Annotated in this window: 25 protein-coding genes; 10 read left to right on the top strand and 15 right to left on the bottom strand. The window is 65.8% G+C overall.

What is annotated here, in order from left to right; all coding sequences use genetic code 11:
- The first annotated feature begins 162 nt into the window (after positions 1 to 162).
- A complete protein-coding gene (locus C6Y44_RS07835; protein ID WP_037215803.1) occupies positions 163 to 1,074 on the top strand; it encodes a LysR family transcriptional regulator in 912 nt (303 codons plus the stop codon).
- 24 nt (positions 1,075 to 1,098) lie between these two features.
- Here C6Y44_RS07835 and acnA read toward each other — a convergent pair whose 3' ends face one another.
- Together acnA and C6Y44_RS07825 are read right to left on the bottom strand one after the other, a co-directional pair.
- Entirely contained in the window at positions 1,099 to 3,897 is a 2,799-nt protein-coding gene (acnA, locus tag C6Y44_RS07830; protein WP_159418800.1) for an aconitate hydratase, read from the bottom strand.
- A gap of 77 nt (positions 3,898 to 3,974) precedes the next feature.
- Positions 3,975 to 4,538, bottom strand: a complete 564-nt coding sequence (locus C6Y44_RS07825) for a TetR/AcrR family transcriptional regulator (RefSeq protein WP_225623749.1) — start codon at positions 4,536 to 4,538, stop codon at positions 3,975 to 3,977.
- Between the two features lie 52 nt (positions 4,539 to 4,590).
- Between C6Y44_RS07825 and C6Y44_RS07820 the strand changes: the two genes are divergently transcribed.
- The 6 genes from C6Y44_RS07820 to C6Y44_RS07795 all read left to right on the top strand — a co-directional run bounded on the left by C6Y44_RS07820 (position 4,591) and on the right by C6Y44_RS07795 (position 9,425).
- Positions 4,591 to 5,589 carry an alpha/beta fold hydrolase gene (locus C6Y44_RS07820; RefSeq protein WP_159418801.1) on the top strand — a complete coding sequence of 333 codons (999 nt, stop codon included), beginning with the start codon at positions 4,591 to 4,593 and terminating at the stop codon, positions 5,587 to 5,589.
- A gap of 383 nt (positions 5,590 to 5,972) precedes the next feature.
- Positions 5,973 to 6,401 carry a hypothetical protein gene (locus C6Y44_RS07815; RefSeq protein WP_159418802.1) on the top strand — a complete coding sequence of 143 codons (429 nt, stop codon included), beginning with the start codon at positions 5,973 to 5,975 and terminating at the stop codon, positions 6,399 to 6,401.
- Between the two features lie 140 nt (positions 6,402 to 6,541).
- Positions 6,542 to 7,129 carry a DUF3558 domain-containing protein gene (locus C6Y44_RS07810; protein ID WP_159418803.1) on the top strand — a complete coding sequence of 196 codons (588 nt, stop codon included), beginning with the start codon at positions 6,542 to 6,544 and terminating at the stop codon, positions 7,127 to 7,129.
- A 21-nt stretch (positions 7,130 to 7,150) separates the two neighbouring features.
- Positions 7,151 to 7,510, top strand: a complete 360-nt coding sequence (locus C6Y44_RS07805; RefSeq protein ID WP_159418804.1) for a hypothetical protein — start codon at positions 7,151 to 7,153, stop codon at positions 7,508 to 7,510.
- A 437-nt stretch (positions 7,511 to 7,947) separates the two neighbouring features.
- Positions 7,948 to 8,412: a hypothetical protein gene (locus C6Y44_RS07800; RefSeq protein WP_159418770.1), complete on the top strand. Its 465-nt coding sequence runs from the start codon at positions 7,948 to 7,950 to the stop codon at positions 8,410 to 8,412.
- Positions 8,385 to 9,425, top strand: coding sequence for a DDE-type integrase/transposase/recombinase (locus C6Y44_RS07795; RefSeq protein ID WP_216850658.1), 1,041 nt, complete (start codon positions 8,385 to 8,387; stop codon positions 9,423 to 9,425). The genes C6Y44_RS07800 and C6Y44_RS07795 overlap by 28 nt, the downstream gene beginning before the upstream one ends.
- Before the next feature lie 169 nt (positions 9,426 to 9,594).
- Here C6Y44_RS07795 and C6Y44_RS07790 read toward each other — a convergent pair whose 3' ends face one another.
- From C6Y44_RS07790 to C6Y44_RS07765, 6 genes are read right to left on the bottom strand one after another with little or no spacing between them, the layout of a single operon-like run.
- Positions 9,595 to 10,470: a VOC family protein gene (locus C6Y44_RS07790; RefSeq protein WP_225623748.1), complete on the bottom strand. Its 876-nt coding sequence runs from the start codon at positions 10,468 to 10,470 to the stop codon at positions 9,595 to 9,597.
- A complete protein-coding gene (locus C6Y44_RS07785) occupies positions 10,467 to 11,645 on the bottom strand; it encodes a flavin reductase (RefSeq protein ID WP_159418805.1) in 1,179 nt (392 codons plus the stop codon). The genes C6Y44_RS07790 and C6Y44_RS07785 overlap by 4 nt, the downstream gene beginning before the upstream one ends.
- A gap of 10 nt (positions 11,646 to 11,655) precedes the next feature.
- Positions 11,656 to 12,456: an ABC transporter ATP-binding protein gene (locus C6Y44_RS07780; RefSeq protein ID WP_159419283.1), complete on the bottom strand. Its 801-nt coding sequence runs from the start codon at positions 12,454 to 12,456 to the stop codon at positions 11,656 to 11,658.
- Positions 12,456 to 13,232: an ABC transporter permease gene (locus tag C6Y44_RS07775; protein WP_064059889.1), complete on the bottom strand. Its 777-nt coding sequence runs from the start codon at positions 13,230 to 13,232 to the stop codon at positions 12,456 to 12,458. The genes C6Y44_RS07780 and C6Y44_RS07775 overlap by 1 nt, the downstream gene beginning before the upstream one ends.
- Entirely contained in the window at positions 13,229 to 14,107 is an 879-nt protein-coding gene (locus C6Y44_RS07770) for an ABC transporter permease (protein WP_225623747.1), read from the bottom strand. The genes C6Y44_RS07775 and C6Y44_RS07770 overlap by 4 nt, the downstream gene beginning before the upstream one ends.
- Position 14,108: 1 nt before the next feature.
- The gene (locus tag C6Y44_RS07765; protein ID WP_159418806.1) at positions 14,109 to 15,089 is read right to left on the bottom strand and encodes an ABC transporter substrate-binding protein; all 981 of its coding nucleotides are present in this window, start codon (positions 15,087 to 15,089) and stop codon (positions 14,109 to 14,111) included.
- Positions 15,090 to 15,348: 259 nt separating this feature from the next.
- On the opposite strand from C6Y44_RS07765, the gene C6Y44_RS07760 reads away from it, so the two are divergent.
- Positions 15,349 to 16,152 carry an IclR family transcriptional regulator gene (locus C6Y44_RS07760; protein WP_159418807.1) on the top strand — a complete coding sequence of 268 codons (804 nt, stop codon included), beginning with the start codon at positions 15,349 to 15,351 and terminating at the stop codon, positions 16,150 to 16,152.
- A gap of 44 nt (positions 16,153 to 16,196) precedes the next feature.
- Here the strand turns inward: C6Y44_RS07760 and C6Y44_RS07755 are convergent, their stop codons facing one another.
- The 4 genes from C6Y44_RS07755 to C6Y44_RS07740 all read right to left on the bottom strand — a co-directional run bounded on the left by C6Y44_RS07755 (position 16,197) and on the right by C6Y44_RS07740 (position 19,872).
- On the bottom strand, positions 16,197 to 17,369 hold the full coding sequence (locus C6Y44_RS07755) for an acyl-CoA dehydrogenase family protein (RefSeq protein ID WP_159418808.1): 1,173 nt from the start codon (positions 17,367 to 17,369) through the stop codon (positions 16,197 to 16,199).
- Between the two features lie 16 nt (positions 17,370 to 17,385).
- On the bottom strand, positions 17,386 to 18,237 hold the full coding sequence (locus C6Y44_RS07750) for an alpha/beta fold hydrolase (protein WP_016694251.1): 852 nt from the start codon (positions 18,235 to 18,237) through the stop codon (positions 17,386 to 17,388).
- Between the two features lie 152 nt (positions 18,238 to 18,389).
- Positions 18,390 to 19,109, bottom strand: coding sequence for an IclR family transcriptional regulator (locus tag C6Y44_RS07745; protein WP_159418809.1), 720 nt, complete (start codon positions 19,107 to 19,109; stop codon positions 18,390 to 18,392).
- A gap of 1 nt (position 19,110) precedes the next feature.
- The gene (locus C6Y44_RS07740; protein ID WP_159418810.1) at positions 19,111 to 19,872 is read right to left on the bottom strand and encodes an IclR family transcriptional regulator; all 762 of its coding nucleotides are present in this window, start codon (positions 19,870 to 19,872) and stop codon (positions 19,111 to 19,113) included.
- A gap of 237 nt (positions 19,873 to 20,109) precedes the next feature.
- Here C6Y44_RS07740 and C6Y44_RS07735 point away from each other — a divergent pair, with 237 nt between their 5' ends.
- Both C6Y44_RS07735 and C6Y44_RS07730 read left to right on the top strand, forming a co-directional pair.
- Entirely contained in the window at positions 20,110 to 20,694 is a 585-nt protein-coding gene (locus tag C6Y44_RS07735; protein ID WP_159418811.1) for a DUF3558 domain-containing protein, read from the top strand.
- An 81-nt stretch (positions 20,695 to 20,775) separates the two neighbouring features.
- Positions 20,776 to 21,072, top strand: coding sequence for a hypothetical protein (locus tag C6Y44_RS07730; protein ID WP_230792945.1), 297 nt, complete (start codon positions 20,776 to 20,778; stop codon positions 21,070 to 21,072).
- A gap of 145 nt (positions 21,073 to 21,217) precedes the next feature.
- On the opposite strand, the gene C6Y44_RS07725 is transcribed toward C6Y44_RS07730, so the two are convergent.
- The 3 genes from C6Y44_RS07725 to C6Y44_RS07715 all read right to left on the bottom strand — a co-directional run bounded on the left by C6Y44_RS07725 (position 21,218) and on the right by C6Y44_RS07715 (position 24,699).
- Positions 21,218 to 22,258 (bottom strand): DDE-type integrase/transposase/recombinase, encoded by a 1,041-nt coding sequence (locus tag C6Y44_RS07725; RefSeq protein ID WP_216850658.1) that lies wholly within the window; start codon positions 22,256 to 22,258, stop codon positions 21,218 to 21,220.
- On the bottom strand, positions 22,231 to 22,695 hold the full coding sequence (locus C6Y44_RS07720) for a hypothetical protein (RefSeq protein WP_159418770.1): 465 nt from the start codon (positions 22,693 to 22,695) through the stop codon (positions 22,231 to 22,233). Before C6Y44_RS07720 ends, C6Y44_RS07725 begins: the two co-directional genes overlap by 28 nt.
- A gap of 150 nt (positions 22,696 to 22,845) precedes the next feature.
- Positions 22,846 to 24,699: a TerD family protein gene (locus C6Y44_RS07715; RefSeq protein WP_159418812.1), complete on the bottom strand. Its 1,854-nt coding sequence runs from the start codon at positions 24,697 to 24,699 to the stop codon at positions 22,846 to 22,848.
- Positions 24,700 to 24,721 lie beyond the last annotated feature (22 nt).

The raw sequence follows: 24,721 nt of genomic DNA, 5'->3' as shown, positions 1-24,721 counted from the left end.
TTCGTCAGAGCCGTCGTTACGTCGATTCGGCCGGTGACGCCAGCGTGCCCGGGGCCAGCGCGGGGCGTCCAGTTACGAAACTCGAAGGTGAGAGTTCACGATTTCTACACAACGCGAGCTCACAGCGGTTGCAGGTCCCCGGACGCGCCCTACGCTGACGGCATGGAGTTGTCCCTGCGCCGATTACGGATGCTTCGAGAACTGCATCGCCGAGGTACCGTCACGGCCGCCGCGCTCGCCCTGCACTACACCACCTCGGCGGTCTCGCAACAGCTCACCCAGCTCGAACGGGACGTGGGCGCAAAGCTTTTCGAGCGCCGGGGACGTCGGGTCCAATTGACGGAGGCGGGCGTGCTGCTCGCCGAACATGCCGAGGAGATCCTGCAGTCGGTGGAGCGGGCGACGACCGCGCTCGAACAGACCCGCGACGGGGTCAGCGCGCGCCTGACCGCCGGTGTGTGGGCCTCCGTCGCATCCACTCTGATCCCCAGTGCGCTGGCGTTGTTGGCCGACGAGCACCCCGGCATCGAGGTCCGCACGAGAGAGCTCGCCCCCGAGGAGACCGCCGGCGCCGTGCGCGACGGTTCGCTGGACTTCTCGTTCGTCATCGAATACTCCGGCTACCCGATGTTGTGGGATCCGGAGCTGACCAAGGTGGTGATCGCGGTCGAGCGATTACACGCCGCGGTGCCGCCCGGGACGGTGCCGGCGGGCACCATCGCGCTCGCCGACCTCGCCGAACATCCGTGGGTGCTCGCCGGCCCGAAGTCGCACTTCGGTCGCGCGGTAAGCCTCGCGTGTCAGCGCGCGGGGTTCGAGCCCAGGATCAATCACGAGGTCGGCGAGCAGGCGACAGCGCTGTCGATGGTCGCTGCGGGGCTGGGCGTCACGCTCGTCTCGGATCTCGGGCTGACGTTGAGCCCGCCCGGAGTCGAGGTGGTGGCGTTGACCGAACCGCTCTTCCGCACGATCTCCATCGCCCATCGCGGAATCGCGTCGGAACGGCCCCCGCTGCGACTCGTGATCGACGCGGTGCGCACCGCCGCAGCAGAACGAGGACTCGCGGCGCAGTAGCCGCGAGCCCCCGTCTGTCGTCGTCTACTGCGCGAGCTGCTTACGCAGCACGTACTTCAGGATTCCGCCGTGCTGGAAGTACTCGGCCTCGGCCGGGGTGTCGATGCGCACTGTCGCGTCGAACTCCGTGTCCCCCGCCTTCACGTGCACGGTCTCGGGGATCTCGTCGCTGTCCGCCAGACCGGTGATGGTGAATTCTTCCTCCCCCGTCAGGCCGAGGCTCTGCGCCGACTCGCCCTCCGGGAACTGCAGCGGCAGCACGCCCATACCGATGAGGTTGGAGCGGTGGATGCGCTCGTACGACTGCGCGATCACCGCCCGCACCCCCAGCAGCAGTGTGCCCTTGGCAGCCCAGTCACGCGACGAGCCCGACCCGTACTCCGCGCCCGCGAGCACGACCAGCGGCGTGCCGTCCTCCGCATACTTCTGCGCGGCGTCGTAGATGCTCATCTGCTCGTCGCTCGGCAGGTAGCGGGTGACGCCGCCCTCGACGTCCGGCACCAACTGGTTGCGCAGCCGGATGTTCGCGAAGGTGCCGCGGATCATCACCTCGTGGTTGCCACGTCGCGACCCGTAGGAGTTGAAATCCGCCTGCTCGACGCCGTGCTCCTGCAGGTAGCGACCCGCGGGGCTGTCGCGTCGGATCGCACCGGCCGGTGAGATGTGGTCGGTGGTCACCGAGTCACCGAGCAGCGCGAGTACCCGCGCACCCTCGATGTCGCTCAGCGGTTCGGGCTCCGACGACATGTCCTCGAAGTAGGGAGGTCGCCGCACGTACGTCGACTCGTCCTTCCACTCGAACACCTCGCTGTCGGGCACGTCGAGATTCCGCCACGTCTCGTCGCCCGTGTAGACGTCCTGGTAGCCGGTCTCGAACATCTCCGCGCGCACCGCGTCGTCGATGACCTCCTGAATCTCCTGCGTGGTGGGCCAGATGTCGCGCAGGTAGACGTCGTTGCCCTCGGAGTCGGTGCCGAGCGGGTCGTTGAAGAGGTCGACGAGCATCGACCCGGCCAGCGCATAGGCGATCACCAGCGGCGGCGACGCGAGGAAGTTCATCTTCGTCTGCGGATGGATGCGTCCCTCGAAGTTGCGGTTGCCCGACAGGACGGCCGAGACGTTGATGTCGTGCTCGTCGATCGCGGCCGCGATCTCGTCGGGAAGCGGACCCGAGTTGCCGATGCAGGTCGTGCAGCCGTAACCGACGAGATTGAACCCGAGCTTGTCGAGGTACGGCGTCAGACCCGAACGTTCGTAGTAGTCGGTGACGATCCGCGACCCCGGAGCCAGCGACGTCTTCACCCACGGCTTGCTCCGCAGCCCCTTCTCGACGGCCTTCTTGGCGAGCAGCGCCGCACCGATCATCACCGACGGGTTCGACGTGTTCGTGCACGACGTGATCGCCGCGATCACCACATGCCCGTTGTCGAGTTCGAACTCGTCGCCGTCCCCGACGCGCACCGGAACCTTCTTCGACGGCGGAGCCGAGGTGTCGGCTTCGTCGGGCACCGGGTCGCGCGGCTCGTCGCGGGAGTCCTCGCTGCGCACCGACACCGGGTCGCTGGCCGGGAACGATTCGAGCACGCCCTCGTCGACACCCGAATCCTGGACACGGGAGACGACGTCGGGCACCTCCTCACCGTTGAGCAGCGACGTCACGGCCTTCGGTGTGAGGGCGACGGGGATACGGTCCTGCGGTCGCTTCGGGCCGGCGACGGACGGCCGGACCTTCGACAGATCCAGTTCGACGACCTCGCTGTAGTCGGGTTCACGATCCGGGTCGTGCCACAGGCCCTGCTCCTTCGCATACGCCTCGACGAGGCGGATCTGCTCGTCGTCGCGACCGGTGAGGCGCAGGTAGTCGAGGGTGGCGTCGTCGATCGGGAAGATCGAGATCGTCGAGCCGTACTCCGGGCTCATGTTGCCGATGGTCGCGCGGTTGGCGAGCGGCACGTTGGCGACACCGGGGCCGAAGAACTCGACGAACTTGCCGACCACGCCTGTCTTGCGGAGCATCTCGGCGACGGTGAGCACGAGGTCGGTCGCCGTGGTGCCCTCCTGCAGTTCACCGGTGAGCTTGAAACCGACGACCTGCGGGATCAGCATCGACGCCGGCTGGCCCAGCATCGCCGCTTCGGCTTCGATGCCGCCGACGCCCCAGCCGACGACGCCGAGACCGTTGATCATGGGGGTGTGCGAGTCGGTGCCGACGAGCGAGTCGGGATATGCGACGAGCCCGCCCTCCTCGTCCTCCCGTGTGAAGACGACACGGGCCAGGTACTCGAGGTTCACCTGATGGCAGATGCCGGTGCCGGGCGGAACGACCTTGAAATCGTCGAATGCTCCCTGTGCCCAGCGCAGCAGCTCGTAACGTTCGCGGTTGCGCTGGAACTCGAGGTCGGTGTTGATCCGAAAGGCGTCCTCGGTGCCGAAGACGTCGGCGATCACCGAGTGGTCGATGACCAGCTCGGTGGGGATCAGGGGGTTGATACGCTTCGGGTCGCCGCCCTGCTGGGTCATGGCGTCGCGCATCGCGACGAGGTCCACGACGCACGGCACGCCGGTGAAGTCCTGCATGAGGACGCGTGCCGGGGAGAACTGGATCTCCGGGTTGTGAGTCGACTTCGGATCCCATCCCGCAACGGCCTCGATCTGCTCCCGGGTGACGAGTCGCCCGTCCTCGGTGCGCAGCAGGTTCTCCAGCAGGACCTTGAGGCTGTAGGGCAGCCGCTCCGAGCCCGGGACCTTGTCGATGCGATAGATCCGATAGTCGGTGTCGTCGACCTTCAGGGTGTCGCGTGCGCCGAAACTGTCGTCACTCATGAACGTGCCTCCCGACTGCGATGTTTCCGGTGGTTACCCGAATGGGTAGCCCGTTCCGTCGCTCGGCAATCACAAGGTCAGGTGGTCGTGCGGTCGACCTCGTCAGTGATGAGAGAGATGCCGTCGGCCGGTTCCGTGACGCCGAGCAGGGCGGACTGTGCGAGGCCGTTGCTGAGTGCGACGAGGCGCGTGGCTTCTTTGAGTGCTTTCTCGGGTGGCATGCCCAGTTCTTCGAGGAGTCGTCGGGTTTCCTTTGCTGTGCCTTGTGTCGACTCTTCCAGGAACGCGCGGATCCAGGGGTCGCTCGCGGACTTGGCGAGATAGGCGTACCAGACGGACACGCCGAGACGTCCGGCCTCGTCCGTCGGGACTGGTTGAGCGAGAAGGGCGACGAGGGCCGCCCGCGGATCGGATTCTGCTCGTTCGTAGCGTTTTTCGGCTTCGGCGACCATGTATTCGGCGCCGGTGCGGATGAGGTGTTCCTTGGAATCGAAGTAGTGCTGGATCCGACCGATCGACACTCCCCCGGCGGCGGCCACCGCCTGGAAGGTCACGCCGTCGATCCCTCGCTCGTGGATGACCGCCCACAGCGCGTACACGATCTCCCGACGGCGTTGGGCATGGTCGACGACTCTCGGCATGATCACACGATACAATATGAACATATTGCAACGTCGACAATCGGGGGTCCCGATGACCCAGCACATTCGATCGAGGAGAGTTCTTCGGCGCGCCGGTCTCGTAGTGGTCGCGGTACTCGCAGTCGTTGGCCTGGTCGCCGCCTACCAGTTCTTCTTCGGCGCGCCGGGCGTCGGCCACTTCCGCAGCGCCGACGGTCGGGACAGTTACGTCGCCGCCTATGAGCGAGCGATGTCCACGCTGCCGACACCTTCCGAGGTTCACGACGTCCCCACCCGGTTCGGCACGGTCCGCGTCTACGAATGGACGTCGCCTCGGACGGCCGACTCCGTGCCCGTCGTTCTCGTCCCGGGCCGCGCGTCGGGTGTGCCGATGTGGGGCGAGAACCTTCCTGGCTTCCTTCCCGAGCACCGAGTTCTCGCGTTCGATGCCCTCGGCGACGCAGGACTGTCTGTCCAGGCCGCACCGTTGACCTCTACCGACGACCAGGCGCTGTGGATCGACGACGTGCTCTCAGGGCTCGGCGTGGAGACTGCGCATGTCGTCGGACATTCCTTCGGCGGGGCAAGCGCGGCGTCCTACGCGAAGCAGTTCCCCGAGAAGGTCCGGTCTCTGACATTGCTCGAGCCGGTGTTCACCTTCGGCTATCCCCCTGCCCGAATGTTGTTCTGGGCGTCTGTGTCGACACTGCCGGGCCTCCCGACCAGTTGGCGGGATACGGCACTCGCGAAGGTCGGAGGTGTCGACGACTACGATTCCGACGACGCCATGGCGGCGATGATCTCGGAGGGTTCGCAGCACTTCTCCGCCGCCCTGCCGACCCCGTCACCGTTGAGCGACGACGAGCTGAGGGCTTTGGCCATACCCACCTATGTCGCTATCGCGGAGCGTGATTCGCTCGTCGGAGGTGAGAAAGCAGCAGCTCGGGCACGGCAACTCGCCGATGCCGAGGTGCTGGTCTTCCCCGACACGACGCACTCGCTGCCCATGCAGGCGAAGGATCGACTGAACTCGGAGCTGCCCGAGTTCTGGCGCGGGTCGGAGCAGGACTGACTCGGCAGCAGCGCGCGAATTGGTCGTCGGTGCGCGTTGTTGCGCGCTCCGATGACCGTTTCGCGCTCTCGGTCGGGGGCTGTGTGTAACGCGGGTGGCAGCAGGCACGACACCCATACGGTCATTCCATACAGAACGGCCATTGCATTGAACCTGCCCGCCGGCTCGCGGCCGCCTCATCCCCGGCCTGCCCCCGAGTCGACGAGGACGGATTTCAGTGCGCAGCCCTCTGTGTTCGGAAGCGCGATCTCGTGGAGGAGTCGATGACCCGCGGCCATAAGCCGCCACGTCACCGCCCTCCCGCCCCGTCCGCATACGGACTGCAGCCCACATCCTGGGCGGGGTGCGCTCGATCGGCAGCATTCACACAAGGATTGGATTCAATGAAGAAGTTCATCGGAACGCTCGCTGCTGCGGCAACTCTCGCCACGGGTACTGTCGTGCTCACTGCACCTGCAGCTCAGGCAGCGACGATTTCCGGCAGCGCGGTCGAGTACGTGTTCTGCAGCGCTAACCAGCACAACAACGAAGTCACCTACTACGACCGCTACGGCATGGTCGAGAAGATCGTCAGCCTGCCCGACTTCGACGGGAAGGTCTACTGCGGGGCGATCGAGGTCGGCATCGAGTCCGATTCGTATGTCTGGTCCTCGATTGCCAACGATCACTCGCACTACGTATACGCGGCGATCTACTCGGTGTCCTACCCGCTCTTCTCGGGAAGCACCGGCGCCCCGCCCAACCGGACTCTGGTTGCGCGGGAGGAAAGTCGCGATCGCTCTGGCGGCTTCAACTACGCCATCGCTTCGTAGCGAGCAAATGATCCCAGCGAATGCCCCCGACTCCGCAAGAGTCGGGGGCATTCGTGTAGATGGTGGCGCCGTCGGCGACGTCTCCTCACCACCGGCGCACTCTGTGTTAGCGTCTGCCCGACAATCGATCGGGGGGTCGCATGGGCAGGTGGGGAATGGTCGCGCTCGCAACAGTCGCGGCAGTGGCGACGGCGTGCAGTCCGAGCGTTGCGGACGACGCCGCAGGAGACGAGACCCCGACGTCGACGACGCGCACCCCGCGCATCACCGACGACTCCGGTCGACCGCCAGTCACCTTCGACCCTTGCTACGACATCCCTGACGACGTCATGAACGCGGCGGGGTATGACGCAGCGAAGAAGGAAGTCGCGGATTACCCGATGGGCACCCACACCTTCCTCGGTTGTACATACAGGAAGGATGACCTCGTTCCCGGAGTCCGGCGAGGCTATAGCCTCAGCATCCTGTCCGGGAATGTGACCCTCGACGAAGAACTCGCAAAGAAAGGCGCCGTAGCGACCGAAACCACTATCAACGGACGCCGTGCGTTACTCGAAATGGACCCGGCCTCCAACGGCACGTGCACGTACGTCCTACAGTCGAACTTCGGAATCGTGAGTCTCATCAGAACTTACAACAAGGACCATCCAGGCCCCGTGCCAGAGACCGAATGGTGCTTCGGCATGGATGGTCTCGTTTCTTCGATCGAGCCTCTGCTCGATATCTAGACTTCTGACTACGGAGGTGCCGTGTCCGAGTTCGTGAGACTGGAAACTGACGTCCTCGACGAAATCGTGCGCATATGTAACGTGATGCTCACCGAATTCGACAAGTCGAGACTCTCCGCCGAAGGCCTCTTGTTCGTTGATGGTTTCGGCGACTTCGACTCCGCTCAACAGTTGGCCGCAGGTTATCGACGCAAAGCCGCAGGCACACCGGAGTCGGCCAGAGAACGCGTCGAGCAGTTCATCGACGCTCTCACCCACCTCCGCGACGCCTTCGCCAGCGGCGGAGAAGCCTTCCTCGACACCGAATCCGACTGGGCACGCCAACTCGCCGCCACCGACCCTGACAGCGAAGCGGGAAATGGTCATCAGAGCGCGCAATAACGCGCACTCCTGACCACTTCACGCGCTCGAGCAGTTGTGTTGGCATCCGGCCGACAACCGATCGGGGTCGAACAGGCAAGGGGAACAACTGATACGACTTCCATCCGCTCGCCGGTTCGTCATTCGCTACAGTTACGACAGGTGCGAATGGCAATTTCGCGAGCGGATGCAGTGAGAAGATGCCCAGTGCCATCACCGACCCCGGCAGCGAAGCGCGAAACGGTCACCAGCGCAATAACGCGCACCTTTGACCACTTCGCGCGCTCGAGCAGTAGCGTTGGCGTCCGGCCGACAATCGATCGGGGGTCGACTGGGTAAGGGGAACAGCCGATGCGACTTCCATCCGCTCACCGGTTCGCCATTCGCTACGGTTGCGCGTTGGTTGTCAGGATGGTCGTGAGACATCCTGACAACCAACGCGGGGATCGGAGTAACAGATGTCCGACCTCATCACCCTCCCCGTAGGACGAACCCGACAAGGCCACCGCGCGTTCTCCATGGCCTACAAGATCGAGTTCTTGCGCCGATGGGACACCTGCGTCGAACGCGGAGCCAAGACCCGACTGCTGCGCGAGAACAATCTCGCCGAAGGCACCGTCCGCCGCTGGCTGCAGGCCCGCGATGAGGGACACTTGCAGAAGTCGATGGTCGAAGCAGCAGACAAAGCGAGGGACCGATTGGATAGTCGAGACCGCGCGGAGCTTGCCAAACTCCGCCGCGAAAACGAACGCCTCCGCGACAAGGTCGCCCAGAGCGACGCCGCCGTGGAGATCCTGGGAAAAGCATTCGAGCTCTTGCAGGGGATCCACAAGACCTCGACCGACGAGACCACCGAGATCCCGCCGGCATTGATGAGCGCACGCGAGTACGCGCTGTGGCTCGAGCGCAGAACATTGTCCTGACCGACATCGTCACCGAATTGACCGAGGCGGGAACGTCCGTCACCCGGGGGTGCGCGCTCGTGGGAATCGCTCGGTCGAGCTACTACCGGCGGGCCCACCACTACCGGCACTATCAGCCGGTCACCGATCCGATCCCGCAGCGACAGCGGCAGCAACCAGCGGCGCTGTCGCCAGCCGAAAAGGACACCATCATCGCGTTGATCCTCGCCGAGGAGAACGCGGATCAGTCTGTGTGTCAAATCTATTGGCGTTCATTCGACGACGGATTGGTGGACTGCTCGGAGGTCACATTCTATCGGGTGGCCCGGGCCGAGAAGCTCACCGGGGACCGGCGCCGCAGCCGCACCGGAGGACCGTCGACGTCGCGGCGCACACCGGTCGTCGAGGCCCTCGACGTCGGGGACCTGTGGTCGTGGGACATCACCACGCTCAAGGGGCCCCGCACGCAGGACCTGTTTCGGTTGTATCTGGCGATCGATGTGTACTCACGGTTTCCGGTGGCGTGGCGTATCGAGTACCACGAGGACAAGGCAAAAGCGGTGGAAATGTTCACCGAAGCGTTCACCGCGTTCGGGGCGCCGGGCGTGCTGCACGCCGACAACGGGGCATCGATGCGGTCGGGGTTGTTGCTCGATGCCCTCGCCGGGGCGGGGGTCGTGTCGTCGTTCTCTCGTCCACGGGTCAGTGACGACAATCCGTTCTCGGAGTCTCTGTTCAAGACCATCAAGTACGACCTGACCTGTCCGGATCGTTTCGATGATATCGATCATGCTCGGCGGTGGACCGAGGACTTCATGAACCGGTATGCGCTCGAGCACCGGCACGGCGGGCTGGGACGTTATACGCCGGTGTCGGTGTTTCTCGGCAGTGCCGCCGAGGAACACCGACGTCGGCAGGAGCGTCTCGACCGGATCCACGAAAAGTATCCGCAGCGGTTCCGTCGTCGACCGGCAGCGCCGGCGTTACCGCAACCGACGGGAATCAACACACCTGTTCTGTCTCAGACAGGTTGACAACTTCCGTGCGGCGCGTGCAATCGGCAATTTCGCGAGCGGATGCAGTGAGAAGATGCCCCCTGCGCCGCCACCGACCCTGACAGCGAAGCGCGAAATGGTCACCCGCGCGCGCACTAACGCGCACCGATGACCATTCCGCGCTCCTATGACTGCACAGAGCCGCGTACTACCCCTGTGGGCGGCGGTGGCCCCAGTAGTGGGCGGAGCCGTATCGGGTGGGGAGCCAGTTCTCGTCGTCGATGAGAATGCCGCCGACGCCGTACTCGATGCCGAAACCCGAAGGGCTGCGGACGTAGAACGAAATCATCTTGTCGTTCGTGTGCTTGCCGAGGGTGGAGAGGATCGGGATGTCGCTGTCCTCCACCTTGTCCCACTGGCGACCCAGCAGATCGAGGTCGTCGATCTCGAACATCAGGTGCCCGATGCCCTGATTCCGGTGCGGCGCATGGGCGAACGCGAACGAGTGATGGCGCGGGTTGCAGTGGAGGAAGGTACCCACCGAGCCCGGCATGTCGATGTGGTCACTGAGCCGGAAACCGAGGATGTCCCGGAACAGACGGTCGTAGACCTTCGCATCGCCGTGCAGCGCCTGGAAGGCGTGCCCGAAACCGAGGTCGCTCGCGACGAACTTCGCGCCCGTGGGCGAGACGAACTTGTCGATGGCATTGCGCAGACCCCAGAACAACTCGTGGTCGATGACGTCCTCGGGGTCGCGGAAGCGGACGAGATCCATGACCTGCCGCTCCTCGATCACCGAGGAATCCACCGACTCGACGTGATAGCCGGCGTCGACAAGGCGCTTGGACAGCTCCTCGAGCGCTTCCGGTCCACCGACGTCCCAGCCGAGCGCGGTGACGCCCGGTTCGTCGGAGCGGCGCACGTCGAGGCGGTAGGCGTACTCGTCCATCCGCATCAGCATCCGGTCGTCGTCGCGGTGGGCGACCTGCAGGCCGAGGAGTTCGGAACCGAAGGCGACCCACTCGTCGAGGTCCTTCGCGCGGACGACCGCATATCCCAGTGCCCTGACTCGAGCGTTCATCATTTCTCCTTGGTCGATGGGGTGCGCGCGGCGAGAGCTTCGGCGGTGTCGGCGGCGACGGATCGCAGATCGTCGATCCAACGCAGCACCTGGTCACCGGACGCGGCGCGCGGAAGCCGGGACAGTCGCAGTGCGATGCGGGTGCGTCCCTCGGGGTCGGGGACGGGGACGACGACCGAGTGCAGGTCGTACGTGCCGTCGGGTTCGATGTCGGGTTCGTACAGCGACGCCGTGCCGGAGATCATCTGCTTCATCCGACGGTCGTGCTCGGGTAGGACATCACACCCCGAGTAGTCGTTCATCACCGACACGCGAGCGAGTTCCGTCTCGGGCATGAGCGACATCGAGTAGCCGCGTTCACGAACCTTCTCGAGATTCGAGACGAAAGCTGCTGTGTCGTCGTTCCTTCCGGCCCGGCCGAGCCACTGCTGCACTTCGTCGTCGGAGGCCTGGCTGTGGAAGACGGTGCCGAGCGGCGGGATCAGGGGGATCCGCTGTCCGATCTCCACAGCGTCGGGATCACCGGAGTGGTTCTCGGTCATCACGAAGACCGCTTCGTCGCCGACGCGGGCGAGCACACCGCAGTCCGCGCCGACGCCGGCGGCGAGCGCCTCGAGTCCGTCGCGGGCCGCCTCTGCCATGCGCACGCCCCGGATGAGCTCCGGGTCGGCGGGTGCGACGGAGGTCGGGAGGGAGAATCTGCCGTATCCGCCCTGGAAGAACAGCAGCGGCAGGGTCGGGCGGGCCACGTCGAGGTCCTGCACGCGACCCATGACGATGAAGTGATCGCCACCTTCGAGTTCGTCGGCGACCTCGCAGTCGATCCAGGTGACGGCTCCGTCGAGGATGGGGGCTCCCGACGGCGCCGGCGTCCACTCGACCCCCGCGAACTTGTCGTCGCCGCGGGCGGCGAACCGTCCGCAGAGTTCGCGCTGGTCGGCGGCAAGGACGTTGACGCAGAAGTGGCTGCTCGTGCGGAGCCGCGCGTAGGTGCGCGACTCGCGTGTGGGCAGGTACGCCACGATCGGTGGGTCCAGCGACACCGAGGTGAACGAACCGACCACCATGCCCACGGGCTGCCCGTCGGCGTCGATCGCGGTGATGACCGCGACGCCCGTCGGATAGTGCCCGAGGGTCTGGCGGAAGCGCGCGGGGTCGATCGTGCCGTGGATCTGCATGACCTCTCCCCTACGCGGTCGCCGGGTTGCGGATGAGGGTGTAGACCTCGGCGCGCAGGTCGGCGAATTCCGGCAGTGCCTTCGTCGACAGCTGGTCGCGGGGCTGCGGCAGGTCGATCGGGAGCATCGCGGTGACACGCGCGGGACGGCCGGACAGTGCGAGCACGGTGTCGGCGAGGTAGACGGCCTCGTCGATGTCGTGGGTGACCAACATGACCGTCAGTCCGAGATGGTCGCGGACGCGCAGCACGAGATCTTCGAGGTCGGCACGGGTCTGTGCGTCGACGGAGGCGAACGGCTCGTCCATGATGATCGCCCGCGGGTTCGATGCGAGGGCACGCGCGATGGCGACGCGCTGCTGCATGCCGCCGGACAGCTGCCACGGATACGCCTGGGCGACGTCGCTCAGGCCGACCTCGACGAGCGCCTGACGGGCTTGTGCGAGGCGTTCGGCCTTCTTGACGCCGGCCGAGCGCAGCGGCAGTGCGACGTTGTCGATGACCGACAGCCACGGCATCAGCGACCGGCTGTAGTCCTGGAAGACGATCGCGAGGCCCTCCGGGGGTTCGGTGACCGGCTTGCCCTCGAAGAGGATGTCACCCTGGCTTGGTCGCAGGAGTCCCGTCAGGCACTGCAGGAGCGTGCTCTTGCCCACGCCGGACGGGCCGACGATGCACACGAATTCACCCTTGCCGACGGTGAAGTCGAGTCCTTCGAAGATCTGCGGTCCGCCGTAGCTGTGTCCGAGACCGCGTACTTCGAGCACCGTACCCGTGCGGGTCTCGGGCTTGGTCGCTTCGGTAGTGGTCATCATTTGCCTCCACGGTTGTGCGCGGTCATGCCCGCATGCCAGGCCAGCACGCGACGTTCGACGAGCGCGAAGAGCTTGTTGAGCAGGTAGCCGAGGATCCCCAGCGCGATGATTCCCGCCCACATCGAGGTGATCTTGAATCCACGTTGTGCGTCGAGGATGTAGTAGCCGATGCCGCCGGGGGTACCGACCATCTCGGCGACGACCATCGCGACGATGGAGATCGCCAGTGCGGTGCGTGCGCCCGCGAAGATCTGCGGCGACGCGGCGGGCAGGATCACGAAGCGGATCCGGTCCGCGAGCGTGATGCGGTAGCTGGCGGTGACCTGGTGCAGGACGGGTTCGACGGAGCGGACACCGTCGATGGTGTTGAGCAGAATCGGCCAGGTCGCGACGAGGGCGATGATGGCGATCTTCATCGAGTCGCCAAGGCCGAGCAGCAGGATCATCACGGGAAGGATCGCGACGCCCGGTGTGGCGCGGAGGAATTCGACGATGGGGCGCACCGCGTTGTCGACGCGGGTCATGACGCCGAGCGCCAGGCCGAGGCCGACACCGGCGACGCAGGCGAGTGCGAAGCCCACGAACAGTCGCTGCAGGCTCGGCCAGATCTCGGTGCGGATGCCCTCGAAGAACCACACGTCGGCGAACTTGTCGAGGATCTCCGACAGCGGTGGGAAGTAGGGGTCGGTGCTGGTGGCGCTGAAGATCGCCCACAGTGCGATGAGCAGGGCGGGGAGCCACAGCTCCCATGCGAGGCGGCGTACGACGGTCACGGCTTGTTCACCCTTTCGGACGGGTGCCACCACAGCACGCGGCTCTGCGCGAGAACGAGAAGACGGTTCAGGCAGATACCGAGTACACCGGCGGTGAACACGTAGACGAACATCCGCTGGGTGTCGTCGACGGTCAGCGCTTGATAGAGACGCTGGCCGATGCCGTCCGCACCACCGAGGAACTCCGCGGAGATCGTGATCAGAAGGCTGATGGTCGCGGCGATACGCAGGCCCGTCATGAGGAACGGCATCGACGACGGGAGGTAGATGTCCCGGATCCGGCTCGTCGGCGACAGGCGGAAAGCCCGAGCCACCTGCTTCATCTGCGACGACAGCTGCTGCGCCGCGTAGGTCGACTGGACGAGGATCGGCCAGACGGCGCTGAACATCACCAGGACGACGGCCATGGTGCGAGTGCCGCCGAACAACAGCAGCACCAGCGGCAGGATCGCGACACCCGGGATCGTGCGTCCGAAGTCGACGACGAACGAGGTGCTCTGCTCGACCTTGCGGTAGGTGCCGTTGACCAAACCGAGCGGAACGCCGATCAGCACGGAGAGCCCGAAGCCGATCAGGGCGGTCAGCAGGGTGTTGCCGACGGCGTCCCAGTACTGGCCGGTGACGACGAGGTCTGCGCCGGTCTCGATCAGCTGGAGCGGTGTCGGGATGCCCGAGGCCTTGCCCGGTCCGGTGACGAACACGTGCCAGGCGACGACGACGATCGCGAGGGCGACGAGCTTGCCGGCAGCGGAGGTGAGCCGCGCGGACATCGTCTTGCGCTTGCGCGCTGCGGCACGTCCGATCGAACCGGCGGGGCGTGGTGGGGTCACCTCCCGAGTTGCCCCGGGCGCATTCGCGGTGGCGGTGGGGCTCATGTCAGCCACCCACGATCATGTCGCCGGGAGCGGGAGCGTCCGCCTCCTGGACCAGGCCGTAACGGACCATCCGGTCGAGAGTGGAGTCGATGTTGTCCTCGGTGATCGGGGTCGTCGGGAACTTCGGGTAGATGGCCTGCGACAGGATCGCGGGATCGACCTCGATGTAGGTCGCGGCGACCTCGGCGGCGAGACCGTCCTGCTCGGCGAGCATGGTGTTGGCCTCGACGACCGCGTCGCGGAACTTCTCGACGTTCTCGGCGTTCTCGGCGGCGTAGCGCGGGGTGGTGACGTAGGCGTACGACAGGTCGCCGCCGGCGTTGACGAAGTGGTCGAGGACGCGCAGATCCGGATCGTTGAGGGTGGCGGTGCCCGAGGGCTCCGCGGTGGTGACGACGTCGACGCTGCCGGAGCGGAGCGCGGCGAGGGTGTTGGGCACCTCGACGAACTCGGTCTTCGAGGAGTCGCCACCGGCATTGTCGATGGCCTCACGCACGTCGAGCCACAGCTGGCCCTTGGTCTGCGGGATGCCGAAGGTGGCGTTCTCGAGGTCGGCGACGCTCTGGATCGGGCTGTCCGCCCGGACCCAGAAGCGGCCGCTGGTCAATCCGTCGTCCTTCGCGGCGGCTCCCACGGCTCCCGGAGCGACCATCACGAGGTCGACGCCTTCGGTCTTGGCGATGATCGGGCTGACCATGTCCATGAGGGCGAAGTCGATCTTCCCGCCGAGCAGCTGAGGGGTGGCCTCGCCGGGCGTCGCGACGGTGACGAGCTCGACGTCGAGGCCGTGCTTGTCGAAGACTCCTTCGAGGTCGGCGGTGCGCGGTCCGAGGGCGTTGAAGCTCGGGAACACGGCGACGCGCACGGTGCCGTCGCCGGCGGTGTCGGCGTCGCTGGATCCGCCGCACGCAGTCAGCGCGAGCGAGGCCAGTGCACCGAGGGCCAGCACCTTGAGCGGGCGCGGGAAGTTCGTGATGTTCATGGGGCTCCTTGGGAAGAAGTCGCTGTACAGGTGGGGAACGGGCGTCGAGGGGGCGGGACTGCTCGTCCGTTCGTCGACATCAGGCCCGGTCGGCACCGGCAGCACCGCAACGAATGCTGCTGAATCTGCCAGGGCCGGGGCGGCGGGGGAACCGAAATTCCATTGGGTGATTGCAACCACGAAATCCGGGTGGGCCGCCCCTTAACGTGGACCGCATGGCAAGCGATTCGATCGTGTCCATCGCTGAGTGGAGGAACCGTTGACCGTTCTCGACGACACCCCGAACGGGGCCCGCGAGGAGCGGGCCGGCCGCCAGATGACGTCGGTGGCGAAGGCCCTGCAGTTGCTCGACGCGTTCCGCAAGGCACGCGCCGACATGAGTCTGAGCGAACTCGCGCGTCGCGCCGATGTGCCGAAGTCGACGGCCTTCCGTCTGCTCGCCGAGCTCGAACAGTCCGGTTTCGTCGCCCGCAACGGTACGAAATACCGGCTCGGACTGTCCTGCTTCGAACTCGGCGCACGTTACAGCATGTGTCGTCCGAACGGTCTGCGCGACACGGCAAGTCATTTCCTCAGTCACCTCCACACGGCTACCGGTCTCACGGCTCATCTCGCTGTCCTCGACGGTCCCGAGATCCTGCATGTCGAGAAGGTCCAGGGCCCGAACAACCCTGTGGTTCTCACGATGCCGGGCCAACGCCATCCCGCATCCTGCACGGCACTCGGCAAGGCACTTCTCGCTTTCGGCGATTCCGAGGGCGTCCGTACCGCGCTCGACGCCGGTCTGCCTCGTTTCACGCCGCATTCGATCACCGACCCTCGTCGTTTCATGTCCGAGCTGAAACGGATCAGGGAATCGGGCGTCGCCTACAACCGTCAAGAGCTCTCGCGCGAACTCGTCTGCGTCGCTGCCCCGATCATCGTTCACGGGACGATCGAAGCGGCCGTGTCGGTGTCCGGACCGACCGCGGGTGTCCGGTGGGACCGGACCGAGATGCTCGTTCGTCGTGCCGCAGCGGATATCTCGGCTGCTCGCGGTCGGAACGCGAGCTCACAGATCTGAACTTTTCTCGAGGCGGGGGACGGTGCGCACCGTCCCCCGCTTCGTCACATCCGGACGTTCTTGGGGGGTTCGCCACCGAAGGTGACGGTGCCCGCGGCCTCGTAGATCGGCTCGGCGACGTTCGCGCCGTGCCCGAGGGCGATGTGCATGTCGCGCCAGAACCGCTGGATCGGGTTGTCCATGCGCATCGCGGAGCCGCCCGCGTGGGAGACGAGCTTGTCCACGGCGGCACCCGCGCGTCGGGACACGCGTGCCTGATTGCGTCGCACCTCGGCCCGCAGAGCGATGTCGATCGGCTTGCCCGACTGCGCCACCTCGTACAGGCGGTCGATGTCGGCGAGGAACTGCATGCGGCTGGCCTGCAGGTCCGATGCCGCTTCGCCGAGTGCGTGCAGCTGACGCGGGTCGGTCGCAGCGGTGACGCCGCGCGCCGACACGCGGGTCCGCGTGTAATTGATCCAGTGTGCGAGAGCGCCTTCGGCGGCAGCGAGGGTGCCGGCGGTGATGGCCCCGCTGAACATCGAGTGGAACGGCATCCGGTACAGCGCCACGTCGCCGCGGCCTGCCTGGCTTGCGGCTGCTCCGGATCCGAGATCCTCGGGGTCGATGAGCCGGTGGTCGGGCACGAAGGCGCCGTCGATCACGACGTCCTTGCTACCCGTGCCCTTGAGGCCGACGACGTCCCACGAGTCGTGGAGGATCGTGTAGTCCTTGCGGGGAATGATGAAGTGACGCAGACCGTCCGGACGGACATTGCCGTCGTCGTCGGTGAGCATGCCGCCGAGGACGACCCAGTCGCACAGGTCGGTGCCCGACGAGAACGGCCAGCGGCCCGAGAAGATCCAACCGCCCTCGGTGCGACGTGCCCGCCCGATGGGAGCGTACGGCGAGGCCACCCAGGTGTCGGGATCCTCGCCCCAGATCTCCTCCTGGACCTGACGCGTTCCCTGCGCCAGTTCGAAGGAGTGGACGCCCACGACCGACGAGACCCATCCGGCCGACGCGTAGCGGCTTCCCACCGCCAGCACGGCCTCGAAGAACTCGCGCGGGTGGAGTTCCGATCCGCCGAAGTCCTTGGGCTGCAAGGCGCGGACGATGCCGACCTCACGGAGAGTCTTGTGGGTGGGTTCGGTGAGGTGACCGATCTTGTCGGATTCCTCGGCCTGGGATTCGAAGAAGTCGGCGAGTTCCTCGACCCGCTGCACCAGTTCGCTCATCGTTGTCTCTCCGGTCTCAGGCGTTCGGGGCGGTGTTGAGGATGAAATCGCGCACAACGCGGTTGAATTCGTCGGCGTGCTCGAGCTGCGCCCAGTGGCCGCACCGGTTGAGGAGCAGCAGACGCGAGTCGGAGATCATCGACACCAGGCGGAGGCCGGCTTCGAAGTGCACCACTCGGTCGTCGCGACCGTGGATGACCAGCGTGGGAGCCTTGATCGACGCGATCTCGTCCATCGACGCCTCACCGCGGCGGGGGCGACCCAGGCCGGCAGCGAAGTTGTCGAGGTGGTCCTGACGTGCGCGGGCGTTCTCCGAGCGCTGCAGAACCAGCTCCTCGGTCGCGAACTCCTTGTCGAAGGTCATGATGTCGACCAGCGCGCGCATCGTCTCCGGCGACGGATCGAGGTAGCCGCGGTGCAGAACCTTGAGACCTTCCGAGGGTCCGTTGCCGGGGCTGAAGATGCGCGGGCCCGGGGCACCTGCGCCCATCGAGACGACGTGCGACACGCGATCGGGATGGCGCGCAGCAACCTTCAGCGAGGTGGCGCCGCCCATCGAGTTGCCGACGAAAGCGGCCTTCTCGATTCCGAGGGCGTCGAGCAGGTGGATCGCGGAGGTGACGTGGTCGCGATCCTCGTAGGTGACGGAATCGGATTTGCCCCAGCCCGGCATGTCCGGCGCGATGACCTGGAAGTCCTCGGCGAGCTGCGCCATGTTGGGGTTGAAGTTGCTCCATCCGGTGGCCCCCGGGCCGCTGCCGTGCAGCATCACGATCGGATGTCCCGCACCGGCCTGATGCAGGTGGATCTTCCCGTGGGGAGTGTCGATGTACCGGCTGGTTTCGGCCTCCGAGAGGTGGGCTGGCATGACTGCCCCTTTCGTCTCAGCTTGTGTGCCGCAAGAAGAGGTGCGCGGCTCTTGGTAAGGAGCGTCACATCCCTGCCGAAGCCCTTCCATCGGATCGTTCCGATATGCGGCACATTTCGAGAGATTGCCGAAACCTGTGCCGGCGACACCATTCAGGAACTGCACAAGGCGATCTCGCGGCAGGCATCGACGACGAGGCCGCGCACCTCGTCGTATCTCTCCGGCGCGATCCTGGTGGTGGCGCCGGCGATGGCCAGCGCCGCTGGTACTCCCCCACCCGGTGCGGAGATCGGCGCGGCGAGAGAGGTGAGTCCGTCTTCCATCTCGTCGACGGACACGGACCACCCTCCTGCCCGGATCGTCGCGAGATCATCGGACGTGGGCAGAGTTCTGTTGCGGTGCACCGGGAACTGTTGAGTCACTCTGCGGACGGTCGCGTCGTCGGCATAGGCGAGGAGCAACTTCCCCGCCGCCCCGTAGCCCAATGGCAACGCCCTGCCCAGGACTACCACCGGGCGCAGCGCGTGCGGGCCCTCCACGGCATGGACGCAGACACGCGAGTCACCGTCGCGGACGTAGAGGTGCACGCTCTCGCGGACCTGGTCGCGCAAGGTCGCCATCACGGGTGCGGCGATGTCGCGGATTCCGACGGACCGGTCGGCGAGTCTCCCCCACTCGACCAGCCGGTACCCCATCGTGTACTCGCCGTCGCCGCATCTACGGACCAGTCCGTGGCGTGCGAGTTCGACGAGGAGCCGGTGCGCCGACGACTTGGGGATGGAGATCTCCTCGGCGAGCGCCCCGAGACGCATCGGCCCGGGAGCGCGACCGAGGGTGTCGACGAGCTGCACGGCCTTGTCGAGAACGGACACCTCAGCCCACCGAACGGAGAGAAGGAGGCAGACCGTCACTGACGGCGCGCGCCGTGTCGACCACGGCATGGACCAGCGCACCGATGTTGAACCGAGGACGATGCACCGCGATGCACACGACCGACCGCACCTCCCGGGGCTTCGCGAAGACCGGCGACGCGATCCAGTACATACCGTCGGCGCTCTGGACGACGGCTGCGCCGGTGCGCCGGATCTCGCACAGTTCCTGCCGCAGGCGGAAGGCGTCGTTGTGGTCGTGCTGGGTGTGGGCGGTCAGCTCCGACACCTCGTCCGGGGACATGTAGGCCATGAAGACCGATCCGGGCGCCGAGTTCACGAGGTCCAGGCGCCGGGGAAGGATCCGACCCGTGCGAGTGGAGCTGCCGGCAATGACATCGGCCAGCACGATGCTGCCCCCGTCGCGGGAGGCCAGGGCCACGGCCTCTCGCGTGCTGGTGTGCAGGTCGACCAGGTGCGGACGTGCGACGTCCTTGAGGGTCCGCGCACCGGGGACACCCCACCCGAGACGCCACAGGCGCATACCCAGGCGGTACTTCCCGCGTGCCGCACGCTCGACGGCTCCCCACTCCACGAGGCTGGCCAGCATGCGGTGGACGGTCGCCGGCGGGAGGCCGGTGGCCGCGCACAGCGACCCGATCGTCTGCTCCGGCTCGGCGTCGGTGAAGCACTCGAGAATGTCGAATGCGCGCCCCAAGACGGATCGACGGTTCTCGTCGGTGGTGACAGCGGCGGAGTGGGTCATAGCGGCCTCGCAGTTCGGAACGTCGTTCTACTATTCGGAACGATGCAGACAGTAGATGCGATTGCAGTCACAATCAAACTGATCTTGTGAAGCAGGGCACCGTTACTTTGTCTGCGCGCGGAGCGGGAAGCGCTCATCGGAATGCGCAACAACGCGCTCTTGTGACCACTTCGCGCGCCGGAGTGCCCGACCGATCCGTTGTGTTAGCGTCTGCCGACGAATCGATCGGGGGGTCGCATGGGTAGGTGGGGAACGGTCGCGCTCGCAGCACTCGCGGTCGTGGCGACGGCGTGCAGCCCGAGCGCTGCAGACGACGTGATGAGCGACGAAGCATCCACGTCGACCACCCGCACCCCGCGCATCACCGACGACTCCGGCCGACCACCGGTCACCTTCGACCCCTGCTACGACATCCCCGACGACGTCATGAACGCGGCCGGGTACGACGCGGGGAAGAAGGAGCTCGCGGACATGCCGATGGGGACGTACACATTTCTGGGGTGTCTTTACAAGAAGGACGACTACATCCCCGGCGTCAGGCGTGGATACGGGCTCAACATCCTGGCGGGGAACGTCACCCTCGAAGAGGAATCTCAGAAGAACGGGCACATTTCCGAACCGACATCGATCAATGGCCGGGCTGCACTCCTCCGAGTCGACCCGTCGGCGTCACTCGCCTGTACGTATGTCCTGGAAACAAACTTCGGAATCGTCATTTTCGACAGGCTCTACCACTCGGACTCCGTAACTCGTCCGCCCATCGAGGTGTGGTGTGACGGGTTCGAGGAACTCATCGCGTCGATCGAACCCTTTCTCAACTGACCCACGAGGAGCACTATGCCATCCGGCTTTACCCGACTCGAGCCGCATGTCGTGAACGAGATCCTCAGGATATGCAAGGTCATGCTTGATGAATTCGACGAGTCACACGAGACAGCGCGTAGGCTCCTCAATGTCGAGGGGTTCGGGGACTTCGCGTCAGCGCAACAGCTCGCGGCCGGTTACAAGCGCAAAGCGTCCGGCACACCGGAATCTGCAGTCGAACGCATCGAGCAGTTCACTCTCGCCCTCACCCAACTCCGCGACGCCTTCGCCGCCGGTGGAGAAGCCTTCCTCGACACCGAATCCGACTGGGCCCGTCAACTCGCCGCCACAGACCCCGACAGCGGAGCGGGAAATGATCATCAGAGCGCGCAATAACGCGCACCGATGACCATTTCGCGCGTTCGAGCAGTTGTGTTGGTGTCGGCCGACAATCGATCGGGGCCGAATAGGCAAGGGGCGCAGCTGATTCGACTTCCATCCGCTCGCAGGTTCGTCATTCGCTACGGTTACGCGGAAGTTGTCAACCTGTCTGAGACAGAACAGGTGTGTTGATTCCCGTCGGTTGCGGTAACGCCGGCGCTGCCGGTCGACGACGGAACCGCTGCGGATACTTTTCGTGGATCCGGTCGAGACGCTCCTGCCGACGTCGGTGTTCCTCGGCGGCACTGCCGAGAAACACCGACACCGGCGTATAACGTCCCAGCCCGCCGTGCCGGTGCTCGAGCGCATACCGGTTCATGAAGTCCTCGGTCCACCGCCGAGCATGATCGATATCATCGAAACGATCCGGACAGGTCAGGTCGTACTTGATGGTCTTGAACAGAGACTCCGAGAACGGATTGTCGTCACTGACCCGTGGACGAGAGAACGACGACACGACCCCCGCCCCGGCGAGGGCATCGAGCAACAACCCCGACCGCATCGATGCCCCGTTGTCGGCGTGCAGCACGCCCGGCGCCCCGAACGCGGTGAACGCTTCGGTGAACATTTCCACCGCTTTTGCCTTGTCCTCGTGGTACTCGATACGCCACGCCACCGGAAACCGTGAGTACACATCGATCGCCAGATACAACCGAAACAGGTCCTGCGTGCGGGGCCCCTTGAGCGTGGTGATGTCCCACGACCACAGGTCCCCGACGTCGAGGGCCTCGACGACCGGTGTGCGCCGCGACGTCGACGGTCCTCCGGTGCGGCTGCGGCGCCGGTCCCCGGTGAGCTTCTCGGCCCGGGCCACCCGATAGAATGTGACCTCCGAGCAGTCCACCAATCCGTCGTCGAATGAACGCCAATAGATTTGACACACAGACTGATCCGCGTTCTCCTCGGCGAGGATCAACGCGATGATGGTGTCCTTTTCGGCTGGCGACAGCGCCGCTGGTTGCTGCCGCTGTCGCTGCGGGATCGGATCGGTGACCGGCTGATAGTGCCGGTAGTGGTGGGCCCGCCGGTAGTAGCTCGACCGAGCGATTCCCACGAGCGCGCACCCCCGGGTGACGGACGTTCCCGCCTCGGTCAATTCGGTGACGATGTCGGTCAGGACAATGTTCTGCGCTCGAGCCACAGCGCGTACTCGCGTGCGCTCATCAATGCCGGCGGGATCTCGGTGGTCTCGTCGGTCGAGGTCTTGTGGATCCCCTGCAAGAGCTCGAATGCTTTTCCCAGGATCTCCACGGCGGCGTCGCTCTGGGCGACCTTGTCGCGGAGGCGTTCGTTTTCGCGGCGGAGTTTGGCAAGCTCCGCGCGGTCTCGACTATCCAATCGGTCCCTCGCTTTGTCTGCTGCTTCGACCATCGACTTCTGCAAGTGTCCCTCATCGCGGGCCTGCAGCCAGCGGCGGACGGTGCCTTCGGCGAGATTGTTCTCGCGCAGCAGTCGGGTCTTGGCTCCGCGTTCGACGCAGGTGTCCCATCGGCGCAAGAACTCGATCTTGTAGGCCATGGAGAACGCGCGGTGGCCTTGTCGGGTTCGTCCTACGGGGAGGGTGATGAGGTCGGACATCTGTTACTCCGATCCCCGCGTTGGTTGTCAGGATGTCTCACGACCATCCTGACAACCAACGTACGGCAGGTGCAGATAGCAATTTCGCGAGCGGATGCATTGAGAAGGTGCCCCAAGCACCGACACCGAACCCGCGCAACGAAGCAGAGGTCAGTCGTCGACATCCACCCCGTATCGGCGTGCGAGGGCCGCGAGGTCGTCGTCGTACCCCTGCCCCACCGCGCGCAGCCGCCATTTGCCGGCGCGGCGGTAGATCTCGGCGAGGACCATGGTGCGTTCGGTGGTGCCGGCGTCGAGCACGAACGTCGCGGCGGTGCCGCTGTCGCTGTCGACTCCGACCGACACCGCGCCGAGTTCGCCGAAGGTGCGGTTGCCGTCGATGGCCGCGGCGATGACGATGCGTTCGCATTCGGCGGGAAGCTCGGCGAAGTCGACCCGGATGCAGTGCTCACTCGAACCGTCGATGGTCAGTTCGACGACGCCGTCGTCGTAGAGCGGGTTGTTGTAGAAGACGAAATCGTCGTCGGTGTCGACTTTTTCGTCGGCGCCGAGCAGGAAGGCCACGACGTCGAGGTCGAACTCGTCGCCGGCCGTCTCGGCCTTCCATGCGACGTTCACCGCCCAGCGGTGGCTGTCGGTCGGCAGGTCGATCACCTCGCCGCGCGACAGCACCGGCGCCGTCAGCCACGACTCCACACGCATGTGTGGGGGCACGATGCCCTTCTCCACCGCGGCATCGACGTCGTCGGGCAGGAGGACGGGCAGCTCCCGCGCCGCGACCCGCGCCATCCGCTTGTCGGCCTCTCCCCCGTCGAGCACGAGCACGTCGGTGACAGCGGCCGTGAAGTTGAGGGCCGGACGAGCACCGAGCTGGGTGAGACGCGAGCGCATCATGACCGCCTGCAGGTGCGTGCCACCGAGCAGCAGCACCTTGCGTCCGGTCCACAGCTTGGGCTTCTGCGCGGCCAGCGGCCGGACCGGGGGCGCCACCGCGACCTGCGGTTCCGGCGGCGGAATGATGTCGACGACCGTCGCCACCTTCGGTTCACCCGGCCGCACCCGCGTCAGGAGATCCTCGAGCTGCTGCTCGCTGATCACAGGGATGCTCTCGGCCATCGCCTTGCGGACCTTGGCGGTCTGCACCGTGGGGTCGTTGCACACCACGACGCTGGTCTGCTTGCTGGCATTGTTCATCACGTCGAGTCCGGCCTCGGTCAGCAGGTTCGCGAGCGCGACCCGCGGGGTGACGGTGGAGCCGCTGATCACGACCTTCATACCCTGGACGAGGCCGTCGTCGCCGAGGCGACCCGGGTTCTTCCACCCGCACGCGACCCGCGGGACGGATGCCGGATACACCGACTTGCGACTGCGACAGTTGACGACGGGTAGCGGCAACTGCAGGTTGTCGGCCATCGCGGCGCTTCGCAGGAAGATCTCGGACAGGACGCGCGCGTCGTCGTAGGCGTCGTGCTCCTGCAGCTGCTGGACCTGCCAGTGCTGCGCAAGGGTGGCAAGCCGGTAGTTGGGGACGTCGAGTTCGAGTCGGCGCGACAACGCGAGCGTGCACAGGCGATGCTCGGCCGGGAGCGACGTGCCGGCCCGACGGAACTCGGCGTCGAGGAATCCGTAGTCGAACGAGGCGTTGTGGGCGACGATCGTGGCGCCGTCGAGGATTCCGGCCAGTTCACCGGCGATGTCCTCGAATCGCGGTGACCCGGCGAGGCGCTCCCGTGTGAGATTGTGGACGTGCACCGGTCCCGGATCGCAGCCGGGGTCGACGAGGGTCGAGAACTCCCGCTCCACGGACCCGTCCTCGCGCAATACGAGAGCCGCCACGCTCAGCACCCGGTGGGCGTTGGGACGCACCCCCGAGGTCTCGACGTCGACCACCACCCACCGATGGTCGCGGGGCAACATCACGGCCCCTTCCGCGGACGCGTGCACTTCGATCACGTACTCCTCCGATCGCTTCGTCCCCCGACGAGAACCACCACGATCGGACATTCTCAACCTTCCTACCGACAGG

The organism is Rhodococcus rhodochrous, from assembly GCF_014854695.1.
Taxonomy (GTDB): domain Bacteria; phylum Actinomycetota; class Actinomycetes; order Mycobacteriales; family Mycobacteriaceae; genus Rhodococcus.
This window is presented reverse-complemented; position numbering and strand designations above follow the sequence as displayed.

Excerpts from the sequence above, each read along its gene's own strand:
- C6Y44_RS07820 (WP_159418801.1), top strand. The coding sequence starts at position 4,591 with ATGACCCAGCACATTCGATCGAGGAGAGTTCTTCGGCGCGCCGGTCTC.
- C6Y44_RS07810 (WP_159418803.1), top strand. The coding sequence starts at position 6,542 with ATGGGCAGGTGGGGAATGGTCGCGCTCGCAACAGTCGCGGCAGTGGCG.
- C6Y44_RS07750 (WP_016694251.1), bottom strand. The coding sequence starts at position 18,237 with ATGCCAGCCCACCTCTCGGAGGCCGAAACCAGCCGGTACATCGACACT.
- acnA (WP_159418800.1), bottom strand. The coding sequence starts at position 3,897 with ATGAGTGACGACAGTTTCGGCGCACGCGACACCCTGAAGGTCGACGAC.
- C6Y44_RS07770 (WP_225623747.1), bottom strand. The coding sequence starts at position 14,107 with ATGAGCCCCACCGCCACCGCGAATGCGCCCGGGGCAACTCGGGAGGTG.
- C6Y44_RS07755 (WP_159418808.1), bottom strand. The coding sequence starts at position 17,369 with ATGAGCGAACTGGTGCAGCGGGTCGAGGAACTCGCCGACTTCTTCGAA.
- C6Y44_RS07825 (WP_225623749.1), bottom strand. The coding sequence starts at position 4,538 with ATGCCGAGAGTCGTCGACCATGCCCAACGCCGTCGGGAGATCGTGTAC.
- C6Y44_RS07715 (WP_159418812.1), bottom strand. The coding sequence starts at position 24,699 with ATGTCCGATCGTGGTGGTTCTCGTCGGGGGACGAAGCGATCGGAGGAG.
- C6Y44_RS07780 (WP_159419283.1), bottom strand. The coding sequence starts at position 12,456 with ATGACCACTACCGAAGCGACCAAGCCCGAGACCCGCACGGGTACGGTG.
- C6Y44_RS07730 (WP_230792945.1), top strand. The coding sequence starts at position 20,776 with ATGCTTGATGAATTCGACGAGTCACACGAGACAGCGCGTAGGCTCCTC.
- C6Y44_RS07790 (WP_225623748.1), bottom strand. The coding sequence starts at position 10,470 with ATGATGAACGCTCGAGTCAGGGCACTGGGATATGCGGTCGTCCGCGCG.
- C6Y44_RS07735 (WP_159418811.1), top strand. The coding sequence starts at position 20,110 with ATGGGTAGGTGGGGAACGGTCGCGCTCGCAGCACTCGCGGTCGTGGCG.
- C6Y44_RS07815 (WP_159418802.1), top strand. The coding sequence starts at position 5,973 with ATGAAGAAGTTCATCGGAACGCTCGCTGCTGCGGCAACTCTCGCCACG.
- C6Y44_RS07765 (WP_159418806.1), bottom strand. The coding sequence starts at position 15,089 with ATGAACATCACGAACTTCCCGCGCCCGCTCAAGGTGCTGGCCCTCGGT.
- C6Y44_RS07720 (WP_159418770.1), bottom strand. The coding sequence starts at position 22,695 with ATGTCCGACCTCATCACCCTCCCCGTAGGACGAACCCGACAAGGCCAC.
- C6Y44_RS07785 (WP_159418805.1), bottom strand. The coding sequence starts at position 11,645 with ATGCAGATCCACGGCACGATCGACCCCGCGCGCTTCCGCCAGACCCTC.
- C6Y44_RS07800 (WP_159418770.1), top strand. The coding sequence starts at position 7,948 with ATGTCCGACCTCATCACCCTCCCCGTAGGACGAACCCGACAAGGCCAC.
- C6Y44_RS07835 (WP_037215803.1), top strand. The coding sequence starts at position 163 with ATGGAGTTGTCCCTGCGCCGATTACGGATGCTTCGAGAACTGCATCGC.
- C6Y44_RS07740 (WP_159418810.1), bottom strand. The coding sequence starts at position 19,872 with ATGACCCACTCCGCCGCTGTCACCACCGACGAGAACCGTCGATCCGTC.